This is a genomic window from Oceanobacillus jeddahensis (genome assembly GCF_000750635.1).
Lineage (GTDB): Bacteria > Bacillota > Bacilli > Bacillales > Amphibacillaceae > Oceanobacillus > Oceanobacillus jeddahense.
Genome location: NZ_CCDM010000003.1, coordinates 465,323 through 490,621 on the forward strand (window position 1 = coordinate 465,323; position 25,299 = coordinate 490,621).

Annotated in this window: 21 protein-coding genes; 9 read left to right on the forward strand and 12 right to left on the reverse strand. The window is 37.1% G+C overall.

Going from position 1 to position 25,299, the window contains the following annotated elements:
• Nucleotides 1-33 precede the first annotated feature (33 nt).
• From BN986_RS15610 to zapA, 9 genes are all read right to left on the reverse strand, one after another.
• Nucleotides 34-807 carry an electron transfer flavoprotein subunit beta/FixA family protein gene (locus BN986_RS15610; protein WP_040981750.1) on the reverse strand — a complete coding sequence of 258 codons (774 nt, stop codon included), beginning with the start codon at nt 805-807 and terminating at the stop codon, nt 34-36.
• Nucleotides 808-830: 23 nt separating this feature from the next.
• The gene (locus tag BN986_RS15615; protein ID WP_040981752.1) at nt 831-1,604 is read right to left on the reverse strand and encodes an enoyl-CoA hydratase; all 774 of its coding nucleotides are present in this window, start codon (nt 1,602-1,604) and stop codon (nt 831-833) included.
• A gap of 33 nt (nt 1,605-1,637) precedes the next feature.
• On the reverse strand, nt 1,638-2,219 hold the full coding sequence (locus tag BN986_RS15620) for a TetR/AcrR family transcriptional regulator (RefSeq protein ID WP_040981754.1): 582 nt from the start codon (nt 2,217-2,219) through the stop codon (nt 1,638-1,640).
• A 225-nt stretch (nt 2,220-2,444) separates the two neighbouring features.
• Nucleotides 2,445-4,148, reverse strand: coding sequence for a long-chain-fatty-acid--CoA ligase (locus BN986_RS15625; protein WP_040981756.1), 1,704 nt, complete (start codon nt 4,146-4,148; stop codon nt 2,445-2,447).
• Nucleotides 4,149-4,318: 170 nt separating this feature from the next.
• Nucleotides 4,319-4,729 carry a DUF350 domain-containing protein gene (locus BN986_RS15630; RefSeq protein ID WP_040981758.1) on the reverse strand — a complete coding sequence of 137 codons (411 nt, stop codon included), beginning with the start codon at nt 4,727-4,729 and terminating at the stop codon, nt 4,319-4,321.
• 99 nt (nt 4,730-4,828) lie between these two features.
• Nucleotides 4,829-7,174, reverse strand: coding sequence for an endonuclease MutS2 (locus tag BN986_RS15635; RefSeq protein WP_040981761.1), 2,346 nt, complete (start codon nt 7,172-7,174; stop codon nt 4,829-4,831).
• Between the two features lie 204 nt (nt 7,175-7,378).
• The gene (gene polX, locus BN986_RS15640) at nt 7,379-9,091 is read right to left on the reverse strand and encodes a DNA polymerase/3'-5' exonuclease PolX (RefSeq protein ID WP_040981763.1); all 1,713 of its coding nucleotides are present in this window, start codon (nt 9,089-9,091) and stop codon (nt 7,379-7,381) included.
• 248 nt (nt 9,092-9,339) lie between these two features.
• Nucleotides 9,340-9,891 carry a CvpA family protein gene (locus BN986_RS15645; protein WP_040981765.1) on the reverse strand — a complete coding sequence of 184 codons (552 nt, stop codon included), beginning with the start codon at nt 9,889-9,891 and terminating at the stop codon, nt 9,340-9,342.
• Nucleotides 9,892-9,896: 5 nt separating this feature from the next.
• Nucleotides 9,897-10,157: a cell division protein ZapA gene (zapA, locus tag BN986_RS15650; RefSeq protein WP_040981767.1), complete on the reverse strand. Its 261-nt coding sequence runs from the start codon at nt 10,155-10,157 to the stop codon at nt 9,897-9,899.
• 128 nt (nt 10,158-10,285) lie between these two features.
• Between zapA and rnhC the strand changes: the two genes are divergently transcribed.
• On the forward strand, nt 10,286-11,203 hold the full coding sequence (gene rnhC, locus BN986_RS15655; RefSeq protein ID WP_040981769.1) for a ribonuclease HIII: 918 nt from the start codon (nt 10,286-10,288) through the stop codon (nt 11,201-11,203).
• Between the two features lie 13 nt (nt 11,204-11,216).
• Complete coding sequence (gene ung, locus BN986_RS15660) at nt 11,217-11,900, forward strand: uracil-DNA glycosylase (RefSeq protein WP_040981771.1); 684 nt, start codon at nt 11,217-11,219, stop codon at nt 11,898-11,900.
• Between the two features lie 121 nt (nt 11,901-12,021).
• On the opposite strand, the gene pheT is transcribed toward ung, so the two are convergent.
• The 3 genes from pheT to BN986_RS15675 form a co-directional block, all read right to left on the reverse strand.
• Nucleotides 12,022-14,451, reverse strand: coding sequence for a phenylalanine--tRNA ligase subunit beta (pheT, locus tag BN986_RS15665; RefSeq protein ID WP_040981773.1), 2,430 nt, complete (start codon nt 14,449-14,451; stop codon nt 12,022-12,024).
• Between the two features lie 20 nt (nt 14,452-14,471).
• Nucleotides 14,472-15,506, reverse strand: a complete 1,035-nt coding sequence (pheS, locus tag BN986_RS15670) for a phenylalanine--tRNA ligase subunit alpha (protein ID WP_040981775.1) — start codon at nt 15,504-15,506, stop codon at nt 14,472-14,474.
• Nucleotides 15,507-15,908: 402 nt separating this feature from the next.
• Nucleotides 15,909-16,655 carry a TrmH family RNA methyltransferase gene (locus BN986_RS15675; RefSeq protein ID WP_316244931.1) on the reverse strand — a complete coding sequence of 249 codons (747 nt, stop codon included), beginning with the start codon at nt 16,653-16,655 and terminating at the stop codon, nt 15,909-15,911.
• 93 nt (nt 16,656-16,748) lie between these two features.
• Here BN986_RS15675 and sspI point away from each other — a divergent pair, with 93 nt between their 5' ends.
• From sspI to BN986_RS15710, 7 genes are all read left to right on the forward strand, one after another.
• Entirely contained in the window at nt 16,749-16,964 is a 216-nt protein-coding gene (gene sspI / locus BN986_RS15680; RefSeq protein WP_040981779.1) for a small acid-soluble spore protein SspI, read from the forward strand.
• Between the two features lie 1,404 nt (nt 16,965-18,368).
• Nucleotides 18,369-19,967, forward strand: a complete 1,599-nt coding sequence (locus BN986_RS15685) for a DUF6583 family protein (protein WP_081922225.1) — start codon at nt 18,369-18,371, stop codon at nt 19,965-19,967.
• A 47-nt stretch (nt 19,968-20,014) separates the two neighbouring features.
• Nucleotides 20,015-21,238 carry an ABC transporter permease gene (locus BN986_RS15690; protein ID WP_040981783.1) on the forward strand — a complete coding sequence of 408 codons (1,224 nt, stop codon included), beginning with the start codon at nt 20,015-20,017 and terminating at the stop codon, nt 21,236-21,238.
• A complete protein-coding gene (locus BN986_RS15695; protein WP_040981785.1) occupies nt 21,235-22,380 on the forward strand; it encodes an ABC transporter permease in 1,146 nt (381 codons plus the stop codon). The genes BN986_RS15690 and BN986_RS15695 overlap by 4 nt, the downstream gene beginning before the upstream one ends.
• Nucleotides 22,364-23,038 carry an ABC transporter ATP-binding protein gene (locus BN986_RS15700; protein ID WP_040981787.1) on the forward strand — a complete coding sequence of 225 codons (675 nt, stop codon included), beginning with the start codon at nt 22,364-22,366 and terminating at the stop codon, nt 23,036-23,038. The genes BN986_RS15695 and BN986_RS15700 overlap by 17 nt, the downstream gene beginning before the upstream one ends.
• 141 nt (nt 23,039-23,179) lie before the next feature.
• Entirely contained in the window at nt 23,180-23,818 is a 639-nt protein-coding gene (locus tag BN986_RS15705; protein WP_040981789.1) for a lytic transglycosylase domain-containing protein, read from the forward strand.
• Nucleotides 23,819-24,092: 274 nt separating this feature from the next.
• A complete protein-coding gene (locus tag BN986_RS15710) occupies nt 24,093-25,244 on the forward strand; it encodes a glycerate kinase (protein WP_040981792.1) in 1,152 nt (383 codons plus the stop codon).
• Nucleotides 25,245-25,299 lie beyond the last annotated feature (55 nt).

The window sequence follows — 25,299 nt, forward strand, 5'->3', positions numbered from 1 at the left end:
TAATCCCCTTTCACTTTCAGCTGATCATTCTATTTAGAGTACTTTTTTGTCATTTTTTAATAAGGAAACAAGTTCTTTCACCTGATCCTCTATTTCTCCCTCTAACACCTTACCTGCTTCTTTTTCAGGAGGAAGATAAATATCAACTGTTTTTGTTTTTGCTTCCACATCATCTTCATCCAGATCTAAATCATCAATTTCTAATTCTTCAAGCGGTTTTTTCTTCGCTTTCATAATACCTGGTAAGGACGGATAACGCGGATCATTTAACCCTTGTTGACATGTAACTAATATTGGCGGACTGGTTTCGATAATTTCTACGTCACCTTCCACGTCTTTTTCAATCGATACTGAATCACCATCGATAGACAGGCTGGTTATCGTTGTAACGCAAGAAATCCCTAAAAGCTCAGCAAGTCTTGGTCCGACCTGGCCGCTTGCTTCATCAATAGCGACGTTTCCTGCTAAAATCAAATCAGCTTCCTTTTCTTCAAAAAATGCTTCTAAAATTTTAGCGGTTGTAAATTGGTCCCCATCTTCCAGGTCTTCTTCCGTATTAATGAGAACAGCTTTATCTGCTCCCATTGCAAGTGCTGTCCGAAGCTGTTTTTCAGAATCTTCGTCACCAATCGTTACAACTGTTACTTCCCCGCCATGCTGATCTCTTTGTACAATAGCTTCTTCTACCGCATATTCATCATAAGGATTAATAATGAATTCTGCACCATCATCTTCAATTCTTCCATCTTGAACAGTAATTTTTTCCTCTGTATCAAACGTTTTTTTCAATAATACATAAATATTCATATCTTTCTCCTCCTGACTAAATTCTATCTATCTTGAAAGTTAGCTGCTCTTTTTTCAATAAAAGCGCTTACACCTTCTTTAGCATCATAAGAGCCGAAGATTTCACCAAATAATCTAGCTTCCTGATTAACTCCTTCTTCAAATTGACTCGTATTTGCATAGGGGATTAACTGCATAATCCGATTGATTCCTAGCTTACTTTTTGCAGCAATTTTTCTAGCTAATTGATGAACTTCTTTTTCCAGCTTATCTGCTTCAAAAACCCGATTAACAAGTCCCCATTCTTTCGCTTGTTCGCCGGAAATGGGTTCTCCAGTTAAAATCATTTCATATGCTCTTGCATTCCCTATATAACGCGGCAAGCGCTGTGTTCCTGCAAAACCTGGAATAATTCCTAAATTCATCTCTGGGAGCCCTATTTTTGCGTCAGCTGCAGCATACCTAATATGACAAGCCATTGCCAGCTCTAATCCTCCACCTAAAGCAGCACCATGTATAGATGCGATGACTGGTAGCGGAAAATGCTCTACTCTATCAAAAATATCCTGGCCATTCTTCGCTAAGGTTTCATATTCTGATGCCTCTTGAAGAGAGGTAAATTCTTTAATATCTGCCCCGGCTGAGAAAAACTTACCTTCTCCTTGCAATACAACAACTTTGGCTTCATCTTCTTTTTCAATCTGTGTTAGTAACTCATCTAATTTCGAAATAATCTTTTGAGACAATGCGTTAGCAGGAGGGCTTTTTATAGTTAAATAAGCAACCTTCTCCTCTACTTTTAAATCCAAAACAGACAAAAACGATCACCCCTTTTATAGTTTGTTACCTACTTATTTAGATAAAGCATTGACCAGCATTCTATGAACTTCAGGTACCATTTCAACGAGATTATACTTCTGTTCTTTCATCACCCAATTTGTGACAATCTCATCAAGCGTTCCGAAAATCATTTGCCTGACTAAAGGTATATTCAGATCTTTGCCGAATTGATGCTGCTCCATTCCTTTTTGAATAATACCATCTATTACTGTTAAATAAGGCTTCAAAACCTGATTAATCTGCAACCTCAAAGAAATATTTGATTGCCTTAACTCAAGCTGGGTGACAATAGCCAAATAATAATCCGAAGATATCTGTCTAAAATGCATTTTGATTAAGGTATATAACTGATCGGAAGCAGCATCACTTTCTTCAATTGCTTTCGCTATCTGATTAATAAATTCCCCCATTTTGACTTCGAATAAAGACACAAGAATATGCTCTTTGTTCTTAAAATATAAATAAATGGTTCCGTCAGCTACATTCGCTTCCTTTGCTATTTTGGAAACTTGTGAGCCATGATATCCATTTTCAGCTATCACTTTTACAGCAGCTTCAATAATTTGATGATATTTTGGTTTTTGATTCTTCATGATTTACTCCTTGATTTCTTCATTAAAAATGAGTGAATAGTCATTCATATTTTTAATATACATTCCCGGCTATTTAATGTCAATCAAAAACTGTTTTATTTTAAAATTATTCCGTAAAAGCAAAATAGATTTTTTCTAAACTGGCATTTTCCGTTAACTTTGAAATTCAAACCATTTTTTTAATGGGTTATAAATAAATTAGGAAAAAGAAAAAGAGCACGAGGCTCAAACAGTTGTTGCTTCTTGTTTCTGTTTCTCTTCGTCAATCAACTTTCTTCTTAAGATTTTTCCAACTGCTGTTTTTGGCAGCTCATCACGGAATTCATAAATTCGTGGAACCTTATAGCTTGCTAAATATTTTCTTGCAAACTCATTTAGTTCTTCTTCTGTAAGATCTGCTCCTTCTTTTAACACAACATAAGCTTTTACCGTCTCTCCTCTGTATGGGTCAGGTACGCCTGCTACTACTGCTTCCTGGATCGCTTCATGTTCATATAAAACTTCTTCAATTTCTCTTGGATAAATATTAAAACCGCCTGCAATAATCATATCTTTTTTCCTGTCAACGACATAGAAAAATCCACGTTCATCCACATAACCTAAATCGCCGGTTAACAGCCAGTCGTCTTTCAGCGTATTGGCAGTTTCTTCTTCATTTCTCCAATATCCTTTCATCACTTGTGGTCCTTTTACTGCGATCTCACCGATTTCTCCAACAGGCATTTCTTCTAATCCTTCTTCGCCCTGCTGAACAATTTTTGCATCCGTATCCGGCCACGGCACACCGATACTTCCATTAATACGGTCAGCGTATACAAAATTTGCATGTGTAACAGGAGAGGTTTCTGTTAACCCGTATCCTTCAACCAGTTTTCCTCCAGTAATCCTTTCAAAACGCTCTTGAATTTCAATCGGTAACGGAGCCGATCCGCTTATACATGCATCTACAGAAGATAAATCATATTTCTCCAGATCAGGATGGTTTAACAGGCCGATATAAATTGTTGGGGCGCCAGGGAAAAGATTTGGTTTTTGTTTATCGATTACTTTTAATAAATCACCAGCGTCAAACTTAGGAATCAGAATGATTTTGGAGGCTTTTTTTATGGCAAAGTTCATCACAGCTGTCATGCCATATACATGAAAGAACGGAAGAATACCAAGAACGACATCCTGCCCTTTTTGTTCTCCATTGCGTGAGAGCCATGTTTCACACATTTGAACATTCGAACTCAAATTATAATGGGTAAGCATAACTCCTTTAGGATTACCTGTTGTTCCACCAGTATATTGCAGAAGCGCAAGATCCTCTTCCGGGTCAATTGGGGATTCTAAATAGTCAGCGACAGATTGTTCCATCATCTTCTTCCATACATGCGTATCGTTGCTAGGCTCTACTTTAACCAGCATATTATATTCCCGTTTCTGTATAAATGGATAGATGACATTCTTAGGAAATGGAAGATAGTCTTTAATCCCGGTTACAATAACATGCTCTAATGATGTATGTGATCGAGCACTATTTACACGTGGGAGTAAAATATCTAAACAAATAATTGCCCGGGCCTGAGCATCATTCATTTGAAAGATTAACTCTCTTTCCGTATAGAGCGGATTCGTCGGAACAGCTATCCCTCCTGCCATTAAGATACCGTAATAACTTATGACTGATTGAGGCGTATTTGGTAAGAAGATAGCAACTCTGTCTCCTTTTCTAATACCGATTGATTGCAAATAGTTTGCAGCTTTTTTTGCTTCTTCATAGAGTTCTTTATACGTCATCTCCTTCCCCATAAAATAAAGCGCTTTCTTTTCTCCGTGTTCCTTAGCAGCATTAACTAAATACTGGTATAGAGCGTACTTATCATACTCCAGCGTTAGTGGTAAATCTTCAGGGTAACGATCATGCCAAGCCTTTTTTTCCAACATAAATCATTCCTCCTTCAATTCTTTCTATACCTATTATAACGATTAATTTCTTTTTTTAAAAATATTATCTAATTTTTAGAGAAATAAGTAAATCATTCCTACTATAAAAAAAATAATTCCCACTGCCATTAATATTTTTGCCAGACGTTCAAATATCACACATTGTCCTCCTAACCAACGATGCTTGCTCCAATAACATACGCTAATCCTACAGAAATAACCATTGAGATAAAGCCAACAGCCTTATTGCCGTTGCCGATTTCTTCATCTACTTTCATAAATGGGGTTAAAAACTCAAAAAATAGATAACCAGCTATTAATAAAACAAATCCATAAATGCCCCAGCCCATCGATACCAATAAACTATCATTATGTTCAATGGAGAATCTGAAAATCATGGCTATACCAAACAGCTTTCCTCCCGTAGCCATTGCAACAGCCAGATTTCCACTTTTTATTTCCTCCCAATTTTTATAGGAAGTTACTAACTCAAATATAGCTAAAAAGAGCAGAGTTGATAAAATAAACACACTATATCTTGCTGCCGTTATTACTAAAATATTTTCCCAAAAACCTTCCATTTTTCTCGCTCCTTCATTGGGAAAAAGGGATTCGTTATCACGATGTAATTAATCCCTTCCTCCAATGTTTCCAAACATTAAAATGCATTCCCGTACTGCTTATTCAAAGCGAATAACGGTAACACCACTACCGCCTTCTCCAGCTTCACCTGACCTGGAGCCTTTAATATGCGGATGGCGCTTCACAAATTCCTGTACACCTTTACGCAACGCACCAGTACCTTTCCCATGGATAATAGACGCTTGAGTATAACCTGCAAGCAATACATCATCGACATACTTTTCCAGTTTGTAAATGGCATCTTCGTAGCGTTCCCCACGTAAATCTAATTCTGTTTTTACATGGTGATTGCTTCCTCTGACAGTAGCTATTGGTTCAGCTTGTTTCTTTTTCTTCTTTTTCACGAGTTCTAAATCAGATCGTTTTACTTTTACTTTCATAATTCCGACCTGCACCATATACTCTTTATCATTTACTTTTTCAACAACTTCACCAAGCTGATTTACAGTAAGCAGTTTAATCTCATCTCCCGGCTTCAGCTCACTCTGTTCCTCTTTCTTTTCTGGTTGATCAGTTGATTTATTACTGCTTAAATTCGGCATTGCTTCATCCAGCATTTTTCTTGCTTCTATCCATTCATGCTCTTTCATACCAGACTGATCTTTCATATTGCGCATCATCTGCACAATTTCTTCTGCTTCCTGACGAGCTTTAAGCAATGCTTTTTCCGCCTTCTCTTCCGTTTTCTCATAGATTTTCTGCTTATTATCTTCCCACCTGTTCATGGCTTTTACTAATTCTTGATGAAGCCTTTCACTTTCTTCCAGTACTTGATGAGCTTTCTCATAGTCCCTCTCGGCTTCCGAATGAGATTGTTCTAAAGATGCAATCATATTTTCTACTTGATGGGAATCTACACCAATTAATTGCTTCGCTTGATTAATAATCCCCTCATCAAGGCCTAATCGCTTGGAAATTTCAAATGCGTTACTTCTACCTGGAACACCAATTAATAGTCGATAGGTTGGCCTCAATGTTTCTACATTAAACTCAACAGAAGCGTTGACTACTTGGGATCGATTATATCCGTAAGCTTTCAATTCTGGATAATGTGTCGTCGCAATAACACTTGCATTTTTCGAGAGAACCTCATCCAGAATTGACATTGCTAGGGCAGCTCCTTCCTGCGGATCTGTACCAGAGCCCAATTCGTCAAATAAAACCAGAGACCTGTCTGTGACATGCTTCATAATCTCTACAATATTTGTCATATGCGAAGAAAAGGTACTTAAGTTTTGTTCAATAGATTGTTCATCACCAATGTCAGCAAAAATTTCATCAAATATTGGCATTTCACAACCATCAAGTGCAGGGACCTGTAAACCGGATTGTGCCATCAACGTGCATAGGCCAACCATTTTTAAAGCGACTGTCTTTCCTCCTGTATTTGGCCCTGTAATAACAATCGCTTGGAAATCTTTCCCCATTTCAATATCGTTAGCAACAACCTGATCGTCCGGAATATAAGGATGTCTTGCTTGTTGCATCTTTATATAACCATGTATATTCATCTTAGGCCTTACCGCATGCATTTTTTGTGCAAGTTTTCCACGAGCACTGATAAAATCTATTTCCGAAAGCCAATACACGTTATTCAAAAGCTCTTGCTCATAAGAAGCAATATGTCCGCTGAGCTCCTTTAGAATACGTTCTATTTCTTGTTTTTCTTTAGAAAATAAATCCTGCAATTTATTATTCATATCTACTACTGCTTTTGGTTCCATGAATAATGTTTGACCAGATGAGGACTGATCATGAACAATTCCGCCAATGGCAGCACGATATTCTTGTTTGACTGGTAAAACATAACGATCATTGCGAATTGTGATAATTGCATCAGAAAGCATTTTACTATTAGATCGTGTATAATTTTCTAACTTATTACGAACACTGCTTTCGTAAGTTCGAATGGAACTGCGGATTGATCGTAATGATTGAGATGCCGCATCCATTATATGACCATGATCGTCTATGCAGCTATTAATATGCTGCTCTAAATCACGGATAGCGATAATATTCGCAGCTGCAGATTGAAGAATAGGGATTTCTGCGTCCTCCACCTGTTCCAAAAAACTTTTTGTCTGTCTGCCTCCATATAACGTATCACCAATGCGTAAAACCTCATCTGCAGCAAGCACACTGCCTATTGCACTACGCTTTACACTTGGACGTATATCTGAAATACCTCCTAATGGGATTGCTTTATTAAGCCGGGAAATTTGGACGGATTCATCTGTCTGCGCTTGTAATTCCTCCACTTCATTGAGTGTGGACTTCGGTCGTATCTTAGATGCTAAATCCTTTCCTATAGAGGTCTCTGCTTGATCACGAACCATGTCAACAAGGCGATGAAATTCAAGCGTTTTTAATACACGTTCGTTCATTTTAAAACCCTCTTTTATTAATAATTAAATTCGATGGATTAACTGTTAATCGTCTTTTTAAAAGTACGAAAAGCAAAGTAAACTTAGGTGACTGCTCTAGAAAGTTCTACGTTTAAATGAAGATTCTTTTATTTTTATTAAACATCGAATCTGCTTTGATAACTGAGAGCGCGTGTCAGTAGCTACATTAAAATAATAATGTACTTATCTTCCCTGGTTAAAAAATGTCTTTAGCTCTTCTTTTGACCATGTGTTGATGACGGTGGATGGTTTAATCCATCCTTTGCGGGCAGTCGCTACGCCGTATTGCATATGTTCAAGCATTTGGTAGTTATGTGCGTCCGTATCAATGACCAGATTCACGCCTGCTTCTTGTGCTTTTTTAGCCCATTCATGAGACAGGTCTAAACGATTTGGGTTGGCATTAATTTCTAATGCTGTATTTGTTTCTTTCGCTTTTTTAATTAATTGCTCTAAATTCACTTTATAACCATCTCTTCTACCGATAAGCCTTCCTGTTGGATGAGCAATAATAGAAACATATGGATTTTCCATTGCATTGTTTAACCTATTCATAATCTCTTCTTCAGATTGTTGAAAGCTGGAATGAATCGCGCCGATAACAAAGTCCATTTCTTTTAGGAAATCATCATCGAAATCTAAACTTCCGTCTGGTAAAATATCCATTTCTACTCCAGAAAAGATATGAAAATCGGAGTGCTTTTTATTTAATGCATTAATTTCTTCCCGTTGTTTCAAAAGACGTTCTTCGTTTAATCCATTTGCTACTCGTAAAAATTTAGAGTGATCGGTAATTGCCATATACGAATAGCCCATACCTTTCACTTTATCCACCATTTCAGTTAAAGACTGTGCGCCATCACTCCAGGTGGTATGCATATGCAAATCCCCACAAATATCAGAGAGCTGGATTAATTCTTGCTTTTCTTTAAATATTTCTACTTCCCCAGTGTTTTCTCGAACCTCTGGCGGAATAAATTGTAGACCGAAATGATTAAAAAAATCTTTTTCTGTTTCAAATTGAAGTGTTTCTCCTGTTTCTTCCACCTCTACACCGTACTCACTAATTTTTTCACCACGAGATTTTGCTAATTGCCGCATGGCTACATTATGATCCTTTGAACCGGTGAAATGATGTAAAGTTGATGCAAATTCTCCGTTAGAAACCAAACGAAAATCAACATTAATATCATAAAGCTCTTCTAAAGTGATCGATACCTTTGTATCTCCACTTGCAATTACATTTTTGATAGAAGGATAGCCAATTAATGCTTTTTTCACTTCTTCGGGTTTGTCTGTAGCAATAATAAAATCAAGATCCTTCACCGTTTCACGCATGCGCCGGATACTTCCCGCTTGAGAGTAACGGATAATATCAGGAATTTCATCTAAGTAGGCTTCTACTTTTTCCACAATTGGGAGCATAATTGCTATAGAAATCCGTTCCGGTCTCTTTCCGGCATCCTCTATTGCTGCAATAATTTTTTCCACTGATTTTTTACCAAACCCTGGTAAGGCCTCTACCTTACCAGACAAACAAACTTCTTTTAGAGTCTCTCCGTCTACAACACCAAGTTCCTGATAAAGTTTAGACAACTTCTTCCCACCCAAACCAGGCAAATCCAATAAAGGAACAAGTCCAGCCGGAACTTCTTTTTCGAGAGCTTCTAAGGTTTCAGAATGTCCTGCTTCTATAAATTCTGTGATTACCGTTGCCGTTCCTTTTCCAATGCCTTTCATCTTCGTAAAATCTTCTATTTCACTTAAACTGCGGTCATCTGCTTCCATAGCTTGCGCCGCTTTTCGATAGGCACTTATTTTAAATGGATTTTCTCCTTTTAACTCCATATAAACAGCTATTTTTTCCAGTAAACGAATGATATCTTTTTTATTCATACATTTTCACCCTATTCTGTCACGATTTACATAAAACGAAACTTCCTTCCGTGGAGATTTTTACTTTCCACAAAAGATTCATTAACTAATTCAGGAAATGAAGTGCCCGTTCTTTCTCATCAGTATAAGCATACTTCTTCAATCTGCCCCTGAAGAATGCTAAGCACTCAAGCCGTGATAAAACTGACTCAATCTATTTGTGTTAGGTTGAGCCAGTTCACTTATTATCCTGTTAATGATCTTTTATTTTATTTGGTCAGAGATTCGGTCAAATTAAACCATAGTTCAAAAATACGTTCTGAAAAATATGGCGTATGTTCAATTATCCGCATCGCCAGGGACGATCCTTGAATTGCCTCCTGCACCCCACCGACCGGTGTCAACGCCAGGATATATAAAATAATAAAGCTGATTAGATATACTTCTACGAAACCAAGTGCTGCACCCAAAATTTTATTGACAAAGCTGATAATTGGAATTGCAGCTACAAAATCTAACATGGAAGCGATAATCTGTAGAATAAATTTCACTGCAAAAAAGATAAGCGCAAAGGAAATTGCATTATAAAATGCTGCTTCTATAGGTAAGTTTTCTAAAAAAGCTGACCAGGCACCATCACCTGAGAGATCAGGATAAGGGATATACAGGGAAAGTCTTTCTGCAACTGGGCGATAATACATTACTGCAACGATAAAAGCAATAATAAACCCTGTTAAATGGAATAACTGCAGGATGAATCCTCTTTTTAACCCCATCATAATCCCAAATAATAATAGAAGTATTATAATTAAATTAATCATGTTTGTTATTCCTCTTTCTTTCGTAATGAACCTAAGAGTGTTGCGTAATCCTCTTTTAATTTTAAATAATCGTTCATTGTATTTACAGCTGTTAAGACTGCTAAACTAGCTGTATCTAATTGTTTATTTGCATCATGGATTTCATTCATTTTTTGATCGACTAAATTCGCCACTAATTGAACATGGCGTTCTGACTCTGTACCAATAATATGGTATGTTCGATTATATATTTCAACAGTTACGCGTTTTTTTTCATTGTCTGTCATTTTTTGCTGCCTCCTGTGCAACGATGATTCTTCTATATATTAACATGAACTTTGCGTAAAAAGAAGTATTTCAAAATCCCGTTATATTTGCTATAGTCTTAGGTATCTGATGATTGGAGGAATGAGCTTTGGGCCAAGAAGTATTAAAAACATCTATAGATAAAATAGAACAAATGAAAAGCCATTATCACGCCTATTTAGAAAAAACACCACAAGGTGCCGTTTTCCGAGCAAAAACACCATACGCTGTTATCACAGCGTACCGTTCTGGGAAAGTCCTTTTTCAGGGTAACCAGCCAGAGAAAGAAAGTACCCAATGGAAAAATGAATCAAGTACTGTAGAACCGAGAAAAGCAAAGCCTTCCCCAGGCATAGATACAGCTATCTTTCAAAAAAATCATATTGGATCAGACGAGTCAGGTACTGGTGACTACTTTGGCCCAATAACGGTTGCCGCAGTTTTTTCGACAAAAGAACAGCAGGCGCAATTAAAACAGCTAGGTGTGGAAGACTCTAAGCATTTAAAAGATGATTTGATCCATCAAATTGCGCAAAAAATTATTAAGCTTCCTATTTCATATACGATACTTAAGTTAGGAAACGAAAAATACAATCTCTTGCAAAAAAAAGGCTGGTCTCAAGGAAAAATGAAAGCAATGCTCCATCATCATGCCATTGATAAATTGATCAAAAAATTAGATAGAGAAGTTTACGATGGTATTGTTATTGACCAATTTTGTGAACCTGCAGTATATAAACGCTACCTGCAATCTGAAGCATTAAAGCTTCATGAGAAAACAACCTTTATTACAAAAGCGGAAAGTTATTCGATTAATGTAGCTGCTGCTTCCATTTTAGCCAGAGCTCGTTTTGTAACAGCAATGGATAATTTGTCGGAAGAGGCAGGTATTATATTACCAAAAGGCGCATCCAATAAGGTTGATAGAGCAGCTGCAAATTATATAAAAACACATGGTGAAGAACAACTGGGACATGTTGCCAAGCTGCATTTTGCTAATACAAAAAAGGCAAAGAAATTAATATAAACGAGGTGCTATAATGAATATACCTTTAAAAAACGATTGGGGACAAGTTTTAGAGCAAGAATTTCAAAAAGACTATTATAAACATTTACGAGAATTTCTAAAAATGGAATATGGTTCTAATACAATTTATCCAGATATGCATGATATATTTAACGCACTGCATTTCACGGATTTCCAACAGGTAAAGGTTGTTATTTTAGGACAGGACCCTTATCATGGGCCCAATCAGGCACATGGTTTAAGTTTTTCTGTACAGCCTGGCGTACCTGTTCCGCCTTCCTTAAAAAATATGTATCAGGAACTTGCTGCTGATGTTGGTTTTCAAATTCCTTCTCATGGTTATCTTAAGGAATGGGCAGATCAAGGAGTACTTCTCCTTAATAATGTCTTGACGGTTCGTGCCCATCAAGCACATTCTCATAAAAATAAAGGCTGGGAACACTTCACGAATCAAGTAATTTATTCGTTAAATCAGAAAGAACATCCAGTCGTTTTCTTATTATGGGGAGCAGCCGCACAAAAAAAGATAGAGTTAATTGATACCGATAAACATTATATTTTAAAAGCCCCGCATCCAAGCCCATTATCAGCACATCGAGGTTTTTTCGGATGCCGTCATTTTTCAAAAACGAATACTATTTTAAAACAGGAAAACCTTACTCCTATCGATTGGCAGCTTTCTATGACCGTTAGATAATTCATTCGATAAACTTGTATTCATCTGTTTTTCAGCGAATCCGCCGTCTTTCTTAAAGTATAATAAAGGCCGCTATTACAGCTTTAAAAACAAACTGTAATAGCGGCCTTCTTTCTATCAATTATGAACGGACATACGATCCAAATTGATTATTTACTTTTTCAATAATCGCTTGATAAGAAGCATCAACTTCATCATCTTTTAGCGTTCGGCTTGGGTCCTGATACAGAAGACGGTAGGCTACAGATTTTTTCCCTTCTTCCATATGCTCTCCTTGATATACATCAAATATAGACACTTCTTTGACTAAAGGAACTCCTTCTTCCTCGATAACTACTTGAACGTCTCCAGCAGGAACATCACTATCCAAAATAAAGGCAATATCTCTCGTTACAGATGGATAACGCGGGATATCCGTAAAACTAGGTGCTGCCTGATGTGCAGAAAATACAGGTTCCAAATCTATTTCAAATACATACGTTTCCTTCACATCAAAATCTTTTGCAACTAATGGATGAACTTGACCGACATAGCCAATTCCTTTGCCATTTATCCTGATTTCTGCACAACGTCCTGGATGCATATCTTCCATTTTTGTCTGTACAAAAGAAACATTTAACTCTAAATGCGCAAATAAGCCTTCCACAATTCCTTTGGCTACATAAAAATCAACGGGCTTCTTTTCCTGCTGCCATGGATGATTATGCCATAAACCTGTCAGTGCCCCAGCAACATGCAAATTCTCAATTGGTTGTTTGGCGATTACTTCTTCTTTTGAAATAAAAACTTTTCCAATTTCATAATAAGCTAAATCAGTTTGGGTTCTAGCTACATTATGCTGTAATACACGAAGCATTTCTGGTGTCAGACTTAAGCGAAGGTGACTGTGTTCTTCACTCATCGGCATCGCCAAACCAACAGGATAAGCAGTTTGATCATCTATATCAGGTGTCAGGAAACGCGTAGCATCCCGCTTATTCGTTAAAGAATAAGTTAATGTTTCCATTAGTCCGGCACTTGATAAATAATTTTTAATTTCCCGCTGTAATAACTGGATATCTGTTAATCCACCAGCCTGTACCCAGCCTTGTGGAATGGTGTACGGTAGATGATCGTACCCATAAATACGGATAACTTCTTCTAAAATATCCTCAAAAATAGAAATATCCTGTCGGCGTGTTGGTACTTGAACCACAATTTCTTCCCCGTTTTTGCTGAACTCAAATTGCAGTCGTTTGAGAACAGAAGTAACCTCTTCCTCTTCTAATTCCATTCCTAAGCGTTGATTTATTTTTGCCGTAGTAATCGTAACAGACTTCTCTGATTTACCCAACTCATCAACTTCTGCCACGCCACTAGCTACTTTTCCGTTAGCATATTTTTGTAACAGGCTGCACGCACGCATCCCAGCACGTTTCACACGATTAGGGTCAATACCTTTTTCAAAGCGAGTACTTGAATCACTTCGAAGTCCTGTTTGTTTGACAGTATGGCGTACAGAAACAGAATCAAAATAAGCTGCCTCTAATAAGATATTTGTTGTTTCTTCCGTTACCTCAGAATTTGCTCCCCCCATTACTCCAGCTAAAGCAACAGGTTCTTTGCCATTCGTGATAACAAGGTTGTTTTCATTTAAATGGCGCTCCTGATCATCGAGTGTAACCATTGTCTCGTTTTCTTTCGCTTGACGAATGACTACCTCTTTCGATCCGAACCTGTCATAATCAAACGCATGTAACGGCTGCCCATATTCTAATAGTACAAAGTTGGTAATATCTACAACATTATTAATTGGGCGGATTCCTGATGCCATTAAATAATTTCGCATCCATAATGGTGCTGGCTTTATTTCCACATCTCTTATCACAAAAGCACCGTAGTATGGATTATTTTCAATGGAATCAATTTTTACGTCAATGTAGTCTTTCACTTGTAAAGATTCATCAGTAGTTAGACTCTCCTCAGGCAGGTCGATCGGCTGATTTAAAATAGCTGCTACTTCATACGCAACGCCTAACATACTTAAAGCATCTGGACGGTTTGCTAATACATCTAAATCTAAAATAGCATCATCCAAATTTAATAATTCCTGTACAGGTGTACCAATCTCTGCATTTTCAGGGAAAACGAAGATACCTTCTGCGACATCTGCAGGAATATATTTTTCCTCTAATCCAAGCTCTTGTAAAGAACAAATCATACCATTTGATTCAACCCCACGCAGCTTTACCTTTTTAATTTTCATTCCATTCGGAAGCTTAGCGCCAGGCTTTGCAACGGCTACCTTCTGTCCCTTCCCAACATTTGGCGCTCCACAGATGATTTGCAAGGTCTCTTCTCCTACATCCACCTGACATAAATTTAATTTATCTGCATCTGGGTGCTGCTCACAGGTTTTCACATATCCAACAACAATATTTTCGGAGCTGGAAGCCAGATACTCCACTCCTTCTACTTCAATCCCAGAACGCGTTATTTTTTCTGCTAATGCTTCTGGTGTTACATGATCTAAATTGACATAATTTCGTAACCAATTATAAGAAACAAGCATGTACTCTCCTCCTTTTTCACTTACGCTTGATGATATTGTGACAAGAAACGAATATCATTCGTATAAAAATGACGAATGTCGTTTACCCCATATTTCAGCATTGCAATGCGTTCCTGCCCCATTCCAAATGCAAACCCGCTATAAATAGATGAATCATAACCGCTCATTTCTAATACACGCGGATGAACCATTCCACCACCTAGAATTTCAATCCAGCCGGTATTTTTACAAACAGAGCATCCTTTACCATTACAAACCTTACAGGATACATCCATTTCAACAGATGGCTCAGTAAACGGGAAGAAAGATGGACGCAAACGAATCTCACGGTCTTCTCCAAACATTTTTTTCGCAAATACATCCAGCGTTCCTTTTAGATCACTTAACGTAATATTTTTATCGACAACTAACCCTTCAATCTGTCTAAATTGATGCGAATGCGTTGCATCATCTGTATCACGTCGATACACCTTTCCTGGACAAATCATTTTAATTGGACGTTTCCCTTGATACGCTTCCATCGTCCGAGCTTGCACAGGTGATGTTTGTGTGCGTAAAAGCAATTCATTAGTAATAAAGAAAGTGTCCTGCATATCTCGTGCCGGGTGGTTTTTTGGTAAATTTAATTTTTCGAAATTGTAGTGATCTGTTTCCACTTCCGGGCCTTCTTTTACTTCATAGCCCATACCGATAAATAAATCCTCAATTTCTTCCATAATACTCGTTAATAAATGTCTGCCACCGACATGGACTGGATTTCCAGGCAGTGTCACATCGATTGTTTCTGTTTCCAGCTGCTGATTTAAAGCTTCTCTTTCTAATTTTTCTGTTTTACCATCCAATGCCTCTGTAATAGTTTCACGGACATTATTGGCAAGCTCGCCAATAACCGGGCGTTCTTCTTTAGATAATTTCCCCATACCACGAAGAACAGTAGTTAAAGAGCCTTTTTTTCCTAGATATTTCACTTTCATCTCTTGTAAAGCTTGACTGTCTTCTGCTTTTTCAATAGCCGCAAGAGCTTCACGCTTAATCGCCTGCAATTCTTCTTTCATCGCGCTAAATACCTCCTTTTAATACTTTCCTGTTTTGATGGACTTTTTTGAACGCAAAAAAGCTCCGTCTCCAAAAAAAGGGACGAAGCTATATGGTCGCGGTACCACCCTTGTTGACTGGATAAAACCTATCCAATCCAACTCTTGCCTCGTAACGGATGGCGTCCGAATCACCTTTACATTAATCGATGGTCCAAGTGTCCGCTCCAGAGTGAAATGTAATCAACCTAAATGATAGAAATGCTTGCAGTCAAGGCATCTCCTCCCTAAATCATTTGTACAGGTGGTTACTTACTCTTTCATTGCGTTTGGTTGTTGGTTCTTTTTATGGGAAAAAGAACATATCATTTATTTTATGATGGATTACAGTTATTATAGAAAAATTATCGCTCCATTGCAAGGCTAATTCTTTAAATAATATAGCAAGATGCCTGCTGCAATGCTGACATTTAATGATTCAGCTTTGCCAAGGATCGGAATGGTTACACGTTCATCTGCTGTTTCCAATAAGGATTCCTTTACACCAGCACCTTCATTCCCAAAGATAATTGCTGTTTTTGGTGGAATAGACAATTCTTTGTAATTCTCCGCTTTTTCTAAAGCAGTTGCCCAGATATTATAATCCGCTTCTTTCAGTCGGGCCGCCGCCTCCTCCACATCAGCATGCATAATAGGCAGATGGAAGATAGATCCCTGTGTGGCACGAATAACTTTATCATTATACAAATCGACACATCCGTCGCCAAGGATAATTCCCTCAGTACCGGCAGCATCCGCAGTACGTATTATTGTTCCTAAATTCCCAGGGTCTTGAATAGCATCTAATAAAACAATTACTTCCCCACTCACTCCATCTTCTTTTTTCATTTCCACTACAGCCATAATTCCTTGTGGAGATGCAGTAAAAGAAAGTTCTTTAAATACTTGCTTCGTCACTTTTATAATGGGAACATTGTCCGCTGCTTCCGGAACAGAAGCCTCTTCCGAAATAATAATTTCTTTTGTAACCCAGTTACTTACAAGTGCTTCTTCTATTAAATGTGTACCTTCAATCAAGAAAGTATTCGTTTGCTTTCGATATTTTCTTTGATGTAATTTTTTTAAAGTCTTTATTTTCTCATTCTTTACAGATGTAATCACAATATTCATCCTATCCAATTTTAAATTCTATCTACATCATACATAAATTCACAACTTATGGTCAAACTACGTTTAATATCACAAATAAAGGAGTGAATGGTGATGGATTTAAATATCCGTAAAGCAATTTACGCAAACATATCAAATAATGATCAAGAACAATTAGAGGCAACTATTGTTGACGCAATTAATAATGGTGAAGAAAAAATGCTGCCTGGTCTTGGAGTACTTTTTGAACTGATTTGGAACCATTCGGATGAGGAAGAGAAAAAGGAAATGATCTCTTCTTTAGAAACAGGAATACAAACCGATTTATAATGATTAAAAGCTAAAAGGACTTTGTACAAAAATGATTGCTCCAAAAACATACCACTTCTTAAAAGGAGCTGGTATGTTTTTGCTTTTTATCAGGAAAGAAACATGATTGGTTTCAGAAACGTTGACAAGGTTCCCTATGTCTTTTAGAAATCGTTGAATCCGGCATATCCTTATGTACTCAATTTCCGCACATTAAAACGTAACTTCATTTCCATAGAAGCAGAAGTGGATTGTTTCTTAGATAACTACTTTGACAAAGAATAAAAAGTGAAGTGTAAAGTGTAAGGCGACCGCTGCGGCGGACCGTTTTGCTTTCCGACGTACAACGGTTTTTGATGGGGCGAGTAATCGCAGCCCCAACCCCAGGACGTTGCGACTTTAATCTGCCTAGGGGCACGCTCTTCAACTAACTTTTGCCAAGAAGTGCACTTGGCAAAAGTGGATCTTCAGATGGTGCTGATCCCTCAGGAGTCAAAACGGTCTGCCTCCGCTAGTGAGGTATTCTCTACGTGGAATAGCTGAACAAAAAAGGTAGATCAGACAGAAAAGATTTTTTGTGGTGCATGGTAAAAATGTTCGGCAATGATTTCTTTTTGTGTATGAAAGTTATTCCCTGTATTTCATGTCCATGCTGTCATGATTCGAACTGCTAAACCAAAACATTTAAAATATCGGAATGATCGTGTCATCAAGCGATAGAGATACTATTTCGTCCACCCCAACAGGATGTTATTTCTTATATTCGCTGTAGAATCCTAATTAAGCGGAGTGGTTGGCTGCAGCGGAGCTATGCACTATCATTCGTTCAAAAAAAGCTGATTTAACTAAAAAGCAAGCACAATAAAGAAGAACTTGATAATCCTGAAACAGCAAGATATATGCTTATTTTTAGGTACGAAAATTGAGTTATGTAAATAACATACAAACAAATATAAGGTTTTCTGACACGGTTAAAAGTATATAAAGTCTGGATATGCAGTTTAGAGTAAGTGAAAACAAGATTTAAATTAATTTCTTCTGTGAATTCGACAAATTTAGTAAACTTTGAAACCTTTTCTGGTTTCGCTCCGTAGAAAATAATAGAATAAAAGAAAGCAAGTTTTGTCGAATAACCTGTTCTCAACCTGTTTATTCTTGTTTCAAAAAGGGAATAGCTAAACAAGCTTGGCCATAGTTAATAAGGTTTAAGAACTGTTTGACTACTGATTCCTTTAATGTTATAACAAATTAGGGTCATTTTTCATATTATAAATTTTTTGATTCTAAATCTCAGCTGTTGAATATAATTTATAGTATGAAAAGAGATACAGTAGCCTGGCAAAACTACATATGCTGAGCTTTTATTGATCATTCTAAAATGTGCAAATTGCGCAAATATAGTTTTAAGAAAGGAGCATGACTTTGGTGGAAAATAATAATGATGAACAACCAAAGAAAAAAGGTTTATCTAAAGGAATTATTGCTATTATTATTGCTGTAATCGTCCTTGCCGGCGGAGGTGCAGCTGCATTCTTTCTAACAGCATCTACTCCAAAAGCAACGTATTTCCAAGCTGAGAAAAATTCGATTGAACAACTGCAAGATTTTATGGAGACAAGATATGAGGATGAATATAATTGGTATGAACAGTCCATAGAAAATCCTGTTTCACAAAATGTTAGCCTCGGTTTAAACTTAGAAGGGCTTGAAACTCAAGGCCTTATTGACCCTCAAATGTCAGCGATGATTTCGAACGCTGAACTTGCATTCAATACGGAGACAGACATGGAAAACAAACAGGCTTACGGAGAGGTATCCTTAAATGTTGCCGGGATGAACTTAGACGGCATTACTGGTTATGTGGAAGGATCTGATTTGTATACAGAGCTGCCTTTCCTGGAAGAAGTACTTATGATTTCTGACGAAGATATTGGCAGTGTATTAGCTGAAATGGATCCGTATATGTTTACAGGTAATGAGCAGTTAGGTATTGAAGAGCTTATGTTTGAAAATGATGGCAGCCTATTGACAGAAGAAGAAAAAGAATACATCCAGGACGAATATCTCATGTTCATTTACGATGAACTTCCTGATGATTCATTCGAAAGTGAAAATGAAGATGTCGAAGTAAATGGTGATTCAATTAGTGCTGAGAAAATTACGATGAACCTTTCCGAAGAGGAATTTAAATCTGTTATCACTTCTGTCTTAGAAAAAATGAAGGGTGACGAAGAGTTCCAAGAAATCTTACAAAATCAGTTTGAAAGAACTGCTGCTGCACCCCTTGAAGATCCTGAAGTAATACAACAGCAGATTGATGAAGTTTTAGCAGAATTTGACAGCTCCATAGATCAAGGTATTGAAGCTGTTGAAAGCTTCCAGTTCCCTGACGGGATTCAATCTACCCTTTGGGTATCTGATGACAAAGTTGTTCAACGTGACTTCTCTATCAGTCTAGCACCTGAAGGCGAAGAACCAGTTCCGTTCTCTTTATCTGGCGGACAATTATTTAATGATGACCAAATTTATTTTGATCATACAATAATGATGGGTAATGAAGACATGGAAATTTCCATTGGATTAGATGGTGATTTCCAAGGTACCGGAGATACAGTTACAGATAATGCAAACCTTAATTTTGTACTCGACGATGGCTATATGCCGTTTGAAATCACTGGTACGTATACCGGCGATGAATCATTAGACGGCTCTACCCGTAATTTCGACCGCCAGCTGCAATTTACGGTAGATAACGACACCATTAATCTTGGCTGGACTGGTGATTCTACTTACGATGGTGACCAAATGAGCTCAAACAATAATATTGCATTAGATTTCCCTGGTTACATTGATAATGTTTCCATGGACATTAATTCTGAAGGGGCAGTTATTGACGCTGTCGAAGGTGTCGATACATCAAATGTCGTTGACCTTGGTTCCATGTCTGCTGAAGAGCTGCAACAATACTTTGAAGGTGACTTTAACAGCCAGCTTGAGCAATGGTTAATGCAATTTGGATTATAAGCTGACCTTGAAACGATTGAATTAGAAAGAAAAGAGTGTGCATAGTCATGATTTTTTTAAAGCAGACTGGGCTTTTTATTAAAAATCATATAAGGCAACTTAAGAGGAAGTGGTATTCACTTCCTCTTCTTTTCATATTTCCACTGCTTTTAACAGGACTTATGATGGTTATTGTTGTCAGTTTTTTTTCCCAGGATGAAAATGAAGCCATTCAATTAGGTTTAGTTGATTTAGATAACTCAACAGAAACAGAAATGATGGTTCAATTATTAGAACAATCCTCAGGCTTTATTGATTTTTTAGAAGTCCATGAATTACCAGAGGAAGAAGCCATTGAACAGATTGAATTAAATCATTTAAGTACATATATCGCTTTTCCAAGCGGGTTTATCCAGGATTTATATCAGGGACACTCGGTTGAAGTTCCTATCGTCGGAAACAGAAAGCAGCAGCTGGAAAGCTACATGATTAATGAAACGTTACAAAGCGTGATACGGCATATCCGCTCCTCACAAGCAAATATACTGACCATCAATTATTATGCAAAACAGTTTCAAATGGACGATGAAGAAAGAAATGATTTTGTTTTTGAACAGTTTCAGGACTTTCTTATGTATACGGTCGGCAGAGATCAAGTAATAAAGGAACGAACTTTATCTAATCAGGCAAGTTCCTCCCCTATCGCTTATTTTAGCTTAGGAAGCTGGTTTATCATTAGCAGTCTTTGGCTCTTTTCATTATATTACTTTTTTACAAAAGAAAATCCGCCATTGCTCAGCCAGCGTATTCAATTGTATGGAGCTACGCTGCTTAGGCAAATGCTCGCTAAAATAGTGGTTACTTGTATGTTGTCTCTTACTTTAGCGTATCTTTCCTTTTTCACATTACTTCATTTCTTAAATGTAGACTTGAATCAGGAAAATATTATTCGCACATTGATACTTATTGCAATTTATCAAGTTGGTTTTATTATTTCTTTAGCTATTTTTGAAGTACTTATTTCTTCTTTAAAACTAAGGCTGCTTGTCCAAATACTATTCGTATCCATTTTGATATTATTTAGTGGTGCAATCATACCGACACTTTACTTACCATTAGGAATTCAAGATTATCTTTCCTACTCTTATGCTTATAACAGCCTTTATTGGCTGCAGGAAATTATACTTAGCCAAAGACATTATGCAGAATATACTTCCAGCCTTCTGCTAATTGGTGTTCTGATATTTGTGTTACTAGGACTATTAAGCTGGAAGGAGAAAAGAAACATATGATAGATATAATAACAACGCGTTGGCTGCATATGAAAAGACAACTCCTGTCGATATTATTTTGGATAGTCTTCCCTCTTCTCTTCACATGGATTCTGATATCTGGTACGGAACTGATCCAAGACCAAAGCGCCATTCCAGTTGGAATTATTTTAGAAGAGGAAACGGAAATGGCTGCTCAATTAAAAGAAAAGCTCGATTCCTCCGATTTAATTCGTGTAGTTGAAGTAGATAATGAAAACGAAGCAAGACAGCTGGTAGCGACGCATGAATTAGATAGTGCATTTATTATTGAAGAAGGATATGCAGATGCAATCCAGACTGGTCAGCGAAATCAATTAGTTACAAGCTATCGGACAGATTTATCAATGGGCTATACACCAGTTGTTGAAATGATTGCTTCTTTTGTCCAGGAGGATAGTGGAAAATCAAAAACAGCATATACCGTTATGGATTTAGGGGAAGCCTTAAATAGTTCTTCTATCCCTTCTTTTGACGAGATAATCAATGAGATTTATTCCATTGAAGAAAGCGAAAACTTGATTTTTACGAATTTCCATTTACTTGGTGAAGATAACGAAACAGATACAGGATTTTCTTTATTTCAAAATCCTTGGGGACTGTGGTCCATATTTACTCTTTTATCTACCTTCTTTTTATTTGATTGGCTAATAAAAGAGAAAAACGCAATGGCTAGTATACGATTTACGTTTCATCGCTTTTCTTTTCAAGCCTATTTATTATATAATCTTCTTTTTTATAGTTTTGGTTTATTTGTATTAGATTTGCTTACATGGGGCGTTTTTTATGTTTTATATGATGAAGGCTTTTACTTAGCGCAATTTATTTATCTAGTCAGTTTTCGTTTAACCATTTGTATGCTGGTCTTCTTAATCGGATTAGCTTTTAAAAAACTGCTTCCCTACTATATAACTGCTATTATTATTTGTTTAATAACGATTATTATTAGCGGAATTATATTACCGATGGACGCTATTTATGAAAACTATCCCTGGGTTGCTATTTTAAACCCATTAAGACAGGTTGTTTACGAAGAAGTATGGAGCGGTTGGACAATTATTGCACCTATTTGTTTAATCGTTTGGTATGTGAAAGGAGTTTTTAATCATGCAGCTGGAAATTGATAATGTCTCTAAATCATTTGGAAAAAAGAAGGTTCTTGACAACCTATCCTTTCAAGTGAATCCTGGAGAAATTATTGGATTAGTTGGAGAAAATGGTGCAGGCAAGTCTTCCCTGTTACGTATTTTAGCAACTATTTCAAGAGCAAATACAGGTAGTATACGTTTAGGTAAATGGACATATGGAAAAAATCGCAAACAGCTTCGCAGGCTGGTAGGATTTGTTCCACAGGATATTGCTTTATGGGAAGATATGACCGTAGAAGAAAATATGGTTTTCTTTGAAAAATTATCTTGGGTAAACCGTTCAAAAAATGAATTAAAACAACTCTGCGAGGATATGGAATTATTAAAATGGAAAGAGCCCGTTCATACATTATCTGGTGGAATGAAGCGTAAATTAAACATGGCAATCAGCTTCATTCATAACCCTGAATTATTATTACTAGACGAGCCAACAGTTGGTATAGATTTACGATCTAAAAAAGAAATTGCGGCTTATCTAAAACAGAAAGCTCAAGTTGACCATAAAATGATTATGTATACTTCACATGATATGGATGAGATTCAAAGTATTTGTGATGCTGTTGTATGTATCGGGAATGATCCATTCTATGAAAATTTATTACGTGAAGCAAACATGAAAATTATCTCTATCTAATATTGCCTAAAGGATATAAAACAGATAGAATAATAGTAATTAGTGTTAAAAAATAGTAGTGATGATTTTCGCTTTTTGCATGCATATATGTGATCAGGATAAAGGAATCTATACTTTAGTTTATTTGGACGGTGAATATAAATGGAAATTAATTCGAATCAACAGACGAACCCTTTAGACATGTTAACTTCTTCCCCTAGTTCAGCAGGCAGTATTGAAGAAAGTACAGGTTTTGGAGGAAAGACTTTTCAACAGCTGCTTTTAGAACGAATTCGAGAGGCTGAGGAACGTACTGCTCAAGATTTTGGATCAAATATTCAAAGACCCGACCTTACTTCCTCTCCGGCAGCCCAAGCCATTTCACCTGTACAGACAGCTTCTAGCCCCTCTGTTAATGAAAACGGGTCAAATTATCAAAATATTGTTCAAGAAATGGCAAACAAATACAATGTGAGTGAACAATTAATCAATGCTGTTATTCAGCAGGAATCGAACTTTAACCCTAATGCAAGAAGCCATGCCGGTGCACAAGGTTTAATGCAGTTAATGCCAGGAACAGCTGCAGGTTTAGGTGTAACAAATTCTTATGACCCCCGTCAAAATATTGAAGGCGGTACAAAATATTTAAGCCAAATGCTTAATAAGTATAACGGAAATACAGAATTAGCTTTAGCTGCTTATAACGCGGGACCTGGAAATGTTGATAAATATCAAGGAGTTCCTCCATTTAAAGAAACAACAGCTTATGTATCTAAAATAATGAATACATACCTTTCCTAATGATCGATGCAGTCAAATTTAAACTAACATGATAATATAGGTTTAAATAAATAGTAAGGAATCTATTTTAACATGTGATTCCTTACTGTTTATTCTTTTTATCACGGATAGCCCCCAGCCCCCCTTTTAAAACTCCTGCCTCCAAAAAGACAGGAAATACATGTATTTAGGCGGGAGATAACAGGCGTTAACTTCCACTGAATGAAGTTTCGTTATTTGATTGCGATTACATAATGGAAGGCTTAAAAAATAAAAATGATTGGAGTTGACGTTCTTGCAACAGAAAAAAATAATTATTGCACCAGACTCTTTTAAAGAAAGCATGACCGCAAAACAAGCTGCAGAAGCAATTGCCAGAGGATTCAGCACTGTTTTTCAGACTGGAGTTAACCTAGAAATTATCCCAATGGCAGATGGTGGCGAAGGGACAACGCAATCATTGGCTGATGCCTTGCAGGGATCGATTTATTATAAAACCGTTACCAATTCAAATGGGGAATCTGTCCGAGCAGCTTATGCTATATCAGGAGATAATTCAACAGCAATTATTGAAGCAGCAGAGGCTTCTGGTTTAGAGTTAATTCCACCTCATAAAAGAAACCCTTTACTTGCTACGACCTATGGTACAGGAGAATTAATTCAAGCAGCCTTGGAACATGGCGTTACCAAAATTATTCTTGGAATTGGCGGAAGTGCTACAAATGATGGCGGTACTGGCATGTTAGAAGCGTTAGGCGTTCAATTCTACCATCGTAATGGGAAGAGACTGAATCAAGGTGGAGGGCATTTAATAGACCTTGATCATATTGATATTTCTAACCTGGATCCCCGGTTAGAAAATGTAGAAATTGTCGTTGCTTGCGATGTAGATAACCCTCTTTTAGGTGCTAACGGTGCTAGTGAGGTTTACGGTCCACAAAAAGGAGCAACGGAAGATATGGTCAATCAGCTGGATAAAGCGCTTAGCAACTATCATGATGTGCAAGAACGTATCACCAACAAACCTGTAAAAGATATTCCAGGATCCGGTGCTGCTGGTGGTCTTGGTGCTGGATTACTTGCCTTCTTAGACGCAAAGCTTGAGCCTGGAGTAGAGATTGTTTTAAAAGAAACAAATTTCTATGAACGTGCTTCAGATGCTGATCTCGTTATTACCGGAGAAGGAAAAATTGACGGACAAACCATCTATGGAAAAACACCGGTTGGCGTTGCGAAAGCAGCAAAACAGAGCAATATCCCTGTCATTGCAGTATGCGGAACATTGGGCCAAAACTATGAAAAGGTATATGAGCATGGAATTGATGCAGTATTCAGCGTTATTCAGGCTCCTTGTGAATTAAAAGACGCTTTAGAAAATGGACCAGTGTATTTGGAAGGATTAGCTACGAATATTGCGAAAGTACTTAAGCTGAATAATACCTTCTAAAATTTTCGGAAGTCTCTATATGTATCTTATTTAAAACGAAAAAATACAGATCGCT

What these genes read in the sequence shown, in the direction of transcription:
- BN986_RS15610 (WP_040981750.1), bottom strand. Translation starts at nt 807, where the DNA reads ATGAATATTTATGTATTATTGAAAAAAACGTTTGATACAGAGGAAAAA.
- BN986_RS15620 (WP_040981754.1), bottom strand. Translation starts at nt 2,219, where the DNA reads ATGAAGAATCAAAAACCAAAATATCATCAAATTATTGAAGCTGCTGTA.
- BN986_RS15625 (WP_040981756.1), bottom strand. Translation starts at nt 4,148, where the DNA reads ATGTTGGAAAAAAAGGCTTGGCATGATCGTTACCCTGAAGATTTACCA.
- BN986_RS15630 (WP_040981758.1), bottom strand. Translation starts at nt 4,729, where the DNA reads ATGGAAGGTTTTTGGGAAAATATTTTAGTAATAACGGCAGCAAGATAT.
- BN986_RS15635 (WP_040981761.1), bottom strand. Translation starts at nt 7,174, where the DNA reads ATGAACGAACGTGTATTAAAAACGCTTGAATTTCATCGCCTTGTTGAC.
- polX (WP_040981763.1), bottom strand. Translation starts at nt 9,091, where the DNA reads ATGAATAAAAAAGATATCATTCGTTTACTGGAAAAAATAGCTGTTTAT.
- BN986_RS15645 (WP_040981765.1), bottom strand. Translation starts at nt 9,891, where the DNA reads ATGATTAATTTAATTATAATACTTCTATTATTATTTGGGATTATGATG.
- zapA (WP_040981767.1), bottom strand. Translation starts at nt 10,157, where the DNA reads ATGACAGACAATGAAAAAAAACGCGTAACTGTTGAAATATATAATCGA.
- ung (WP_040981771.1), top strand. Translation starts at nt 11,217, where the DNA reads ATGAATATACCTTTAAAAAACGATTGGGGACAAGTTTTAGAGCAAGAA.
- pheT (WP_040981773.1), bottom strand. Translation starts at nt 14,451, where the DNA reads ATGCTTGTTTCTTATAATTGGTTACGAAATTATGTCAATTTAGATCAT.
- pheS (WP_040981775.1), bottom strand. Translation starts at nt 15,506, where the DNA reads ATGAAAGAAGAATTGCAGGCGATTAAGCGTGAAGCTCTTGCGGCTATT.
- BN986_RS15675 (WP_316244931.1), bottom strand. Translation starts at nt 16,655, where the DNA reads ATGAATATTGTGATTACATCTGTAAAGAATGAGAAAATAAAGACTTTA.
- sspI (WP_040981779.1), top strand. Translation starts at nt 16,749, where the DNA reads ATGGATTTAAATATCCGTAAAGCAATTTACGCAAACATATCAAATAAT.
- BN986_RS15690 (WP_040981783.1), top strand. Translation starts at nt 20,015, where the DNA reads ATGATTTTTTTAAAGCAGACTGGGCTTTTTATTAAAAATCATATAAGG.
- BN986_RS15695 (WP_040981785.1), top strand. Translation starts at nt 21,235, where the DNA reads ATGATAGATATAATAACAACGCGTTGGCTGCATATGAAAAGACAACTC.
- BN986_RS15700 (WP_040981787.1), top strand. Translation starts at nt 22,364, where the DNA reads ATGCAGCTGGAAATTGATAATGTCTCTAAATCATTTGGAAAAAAGAAG.
- BN986_RS15705 (WP_040981789.1), top strand. Translation starts at nt 23,180, where the DNA reads ATGGAAATTAATTCGAATCAACAGACGAACCCTTTAGACATGTTAACT.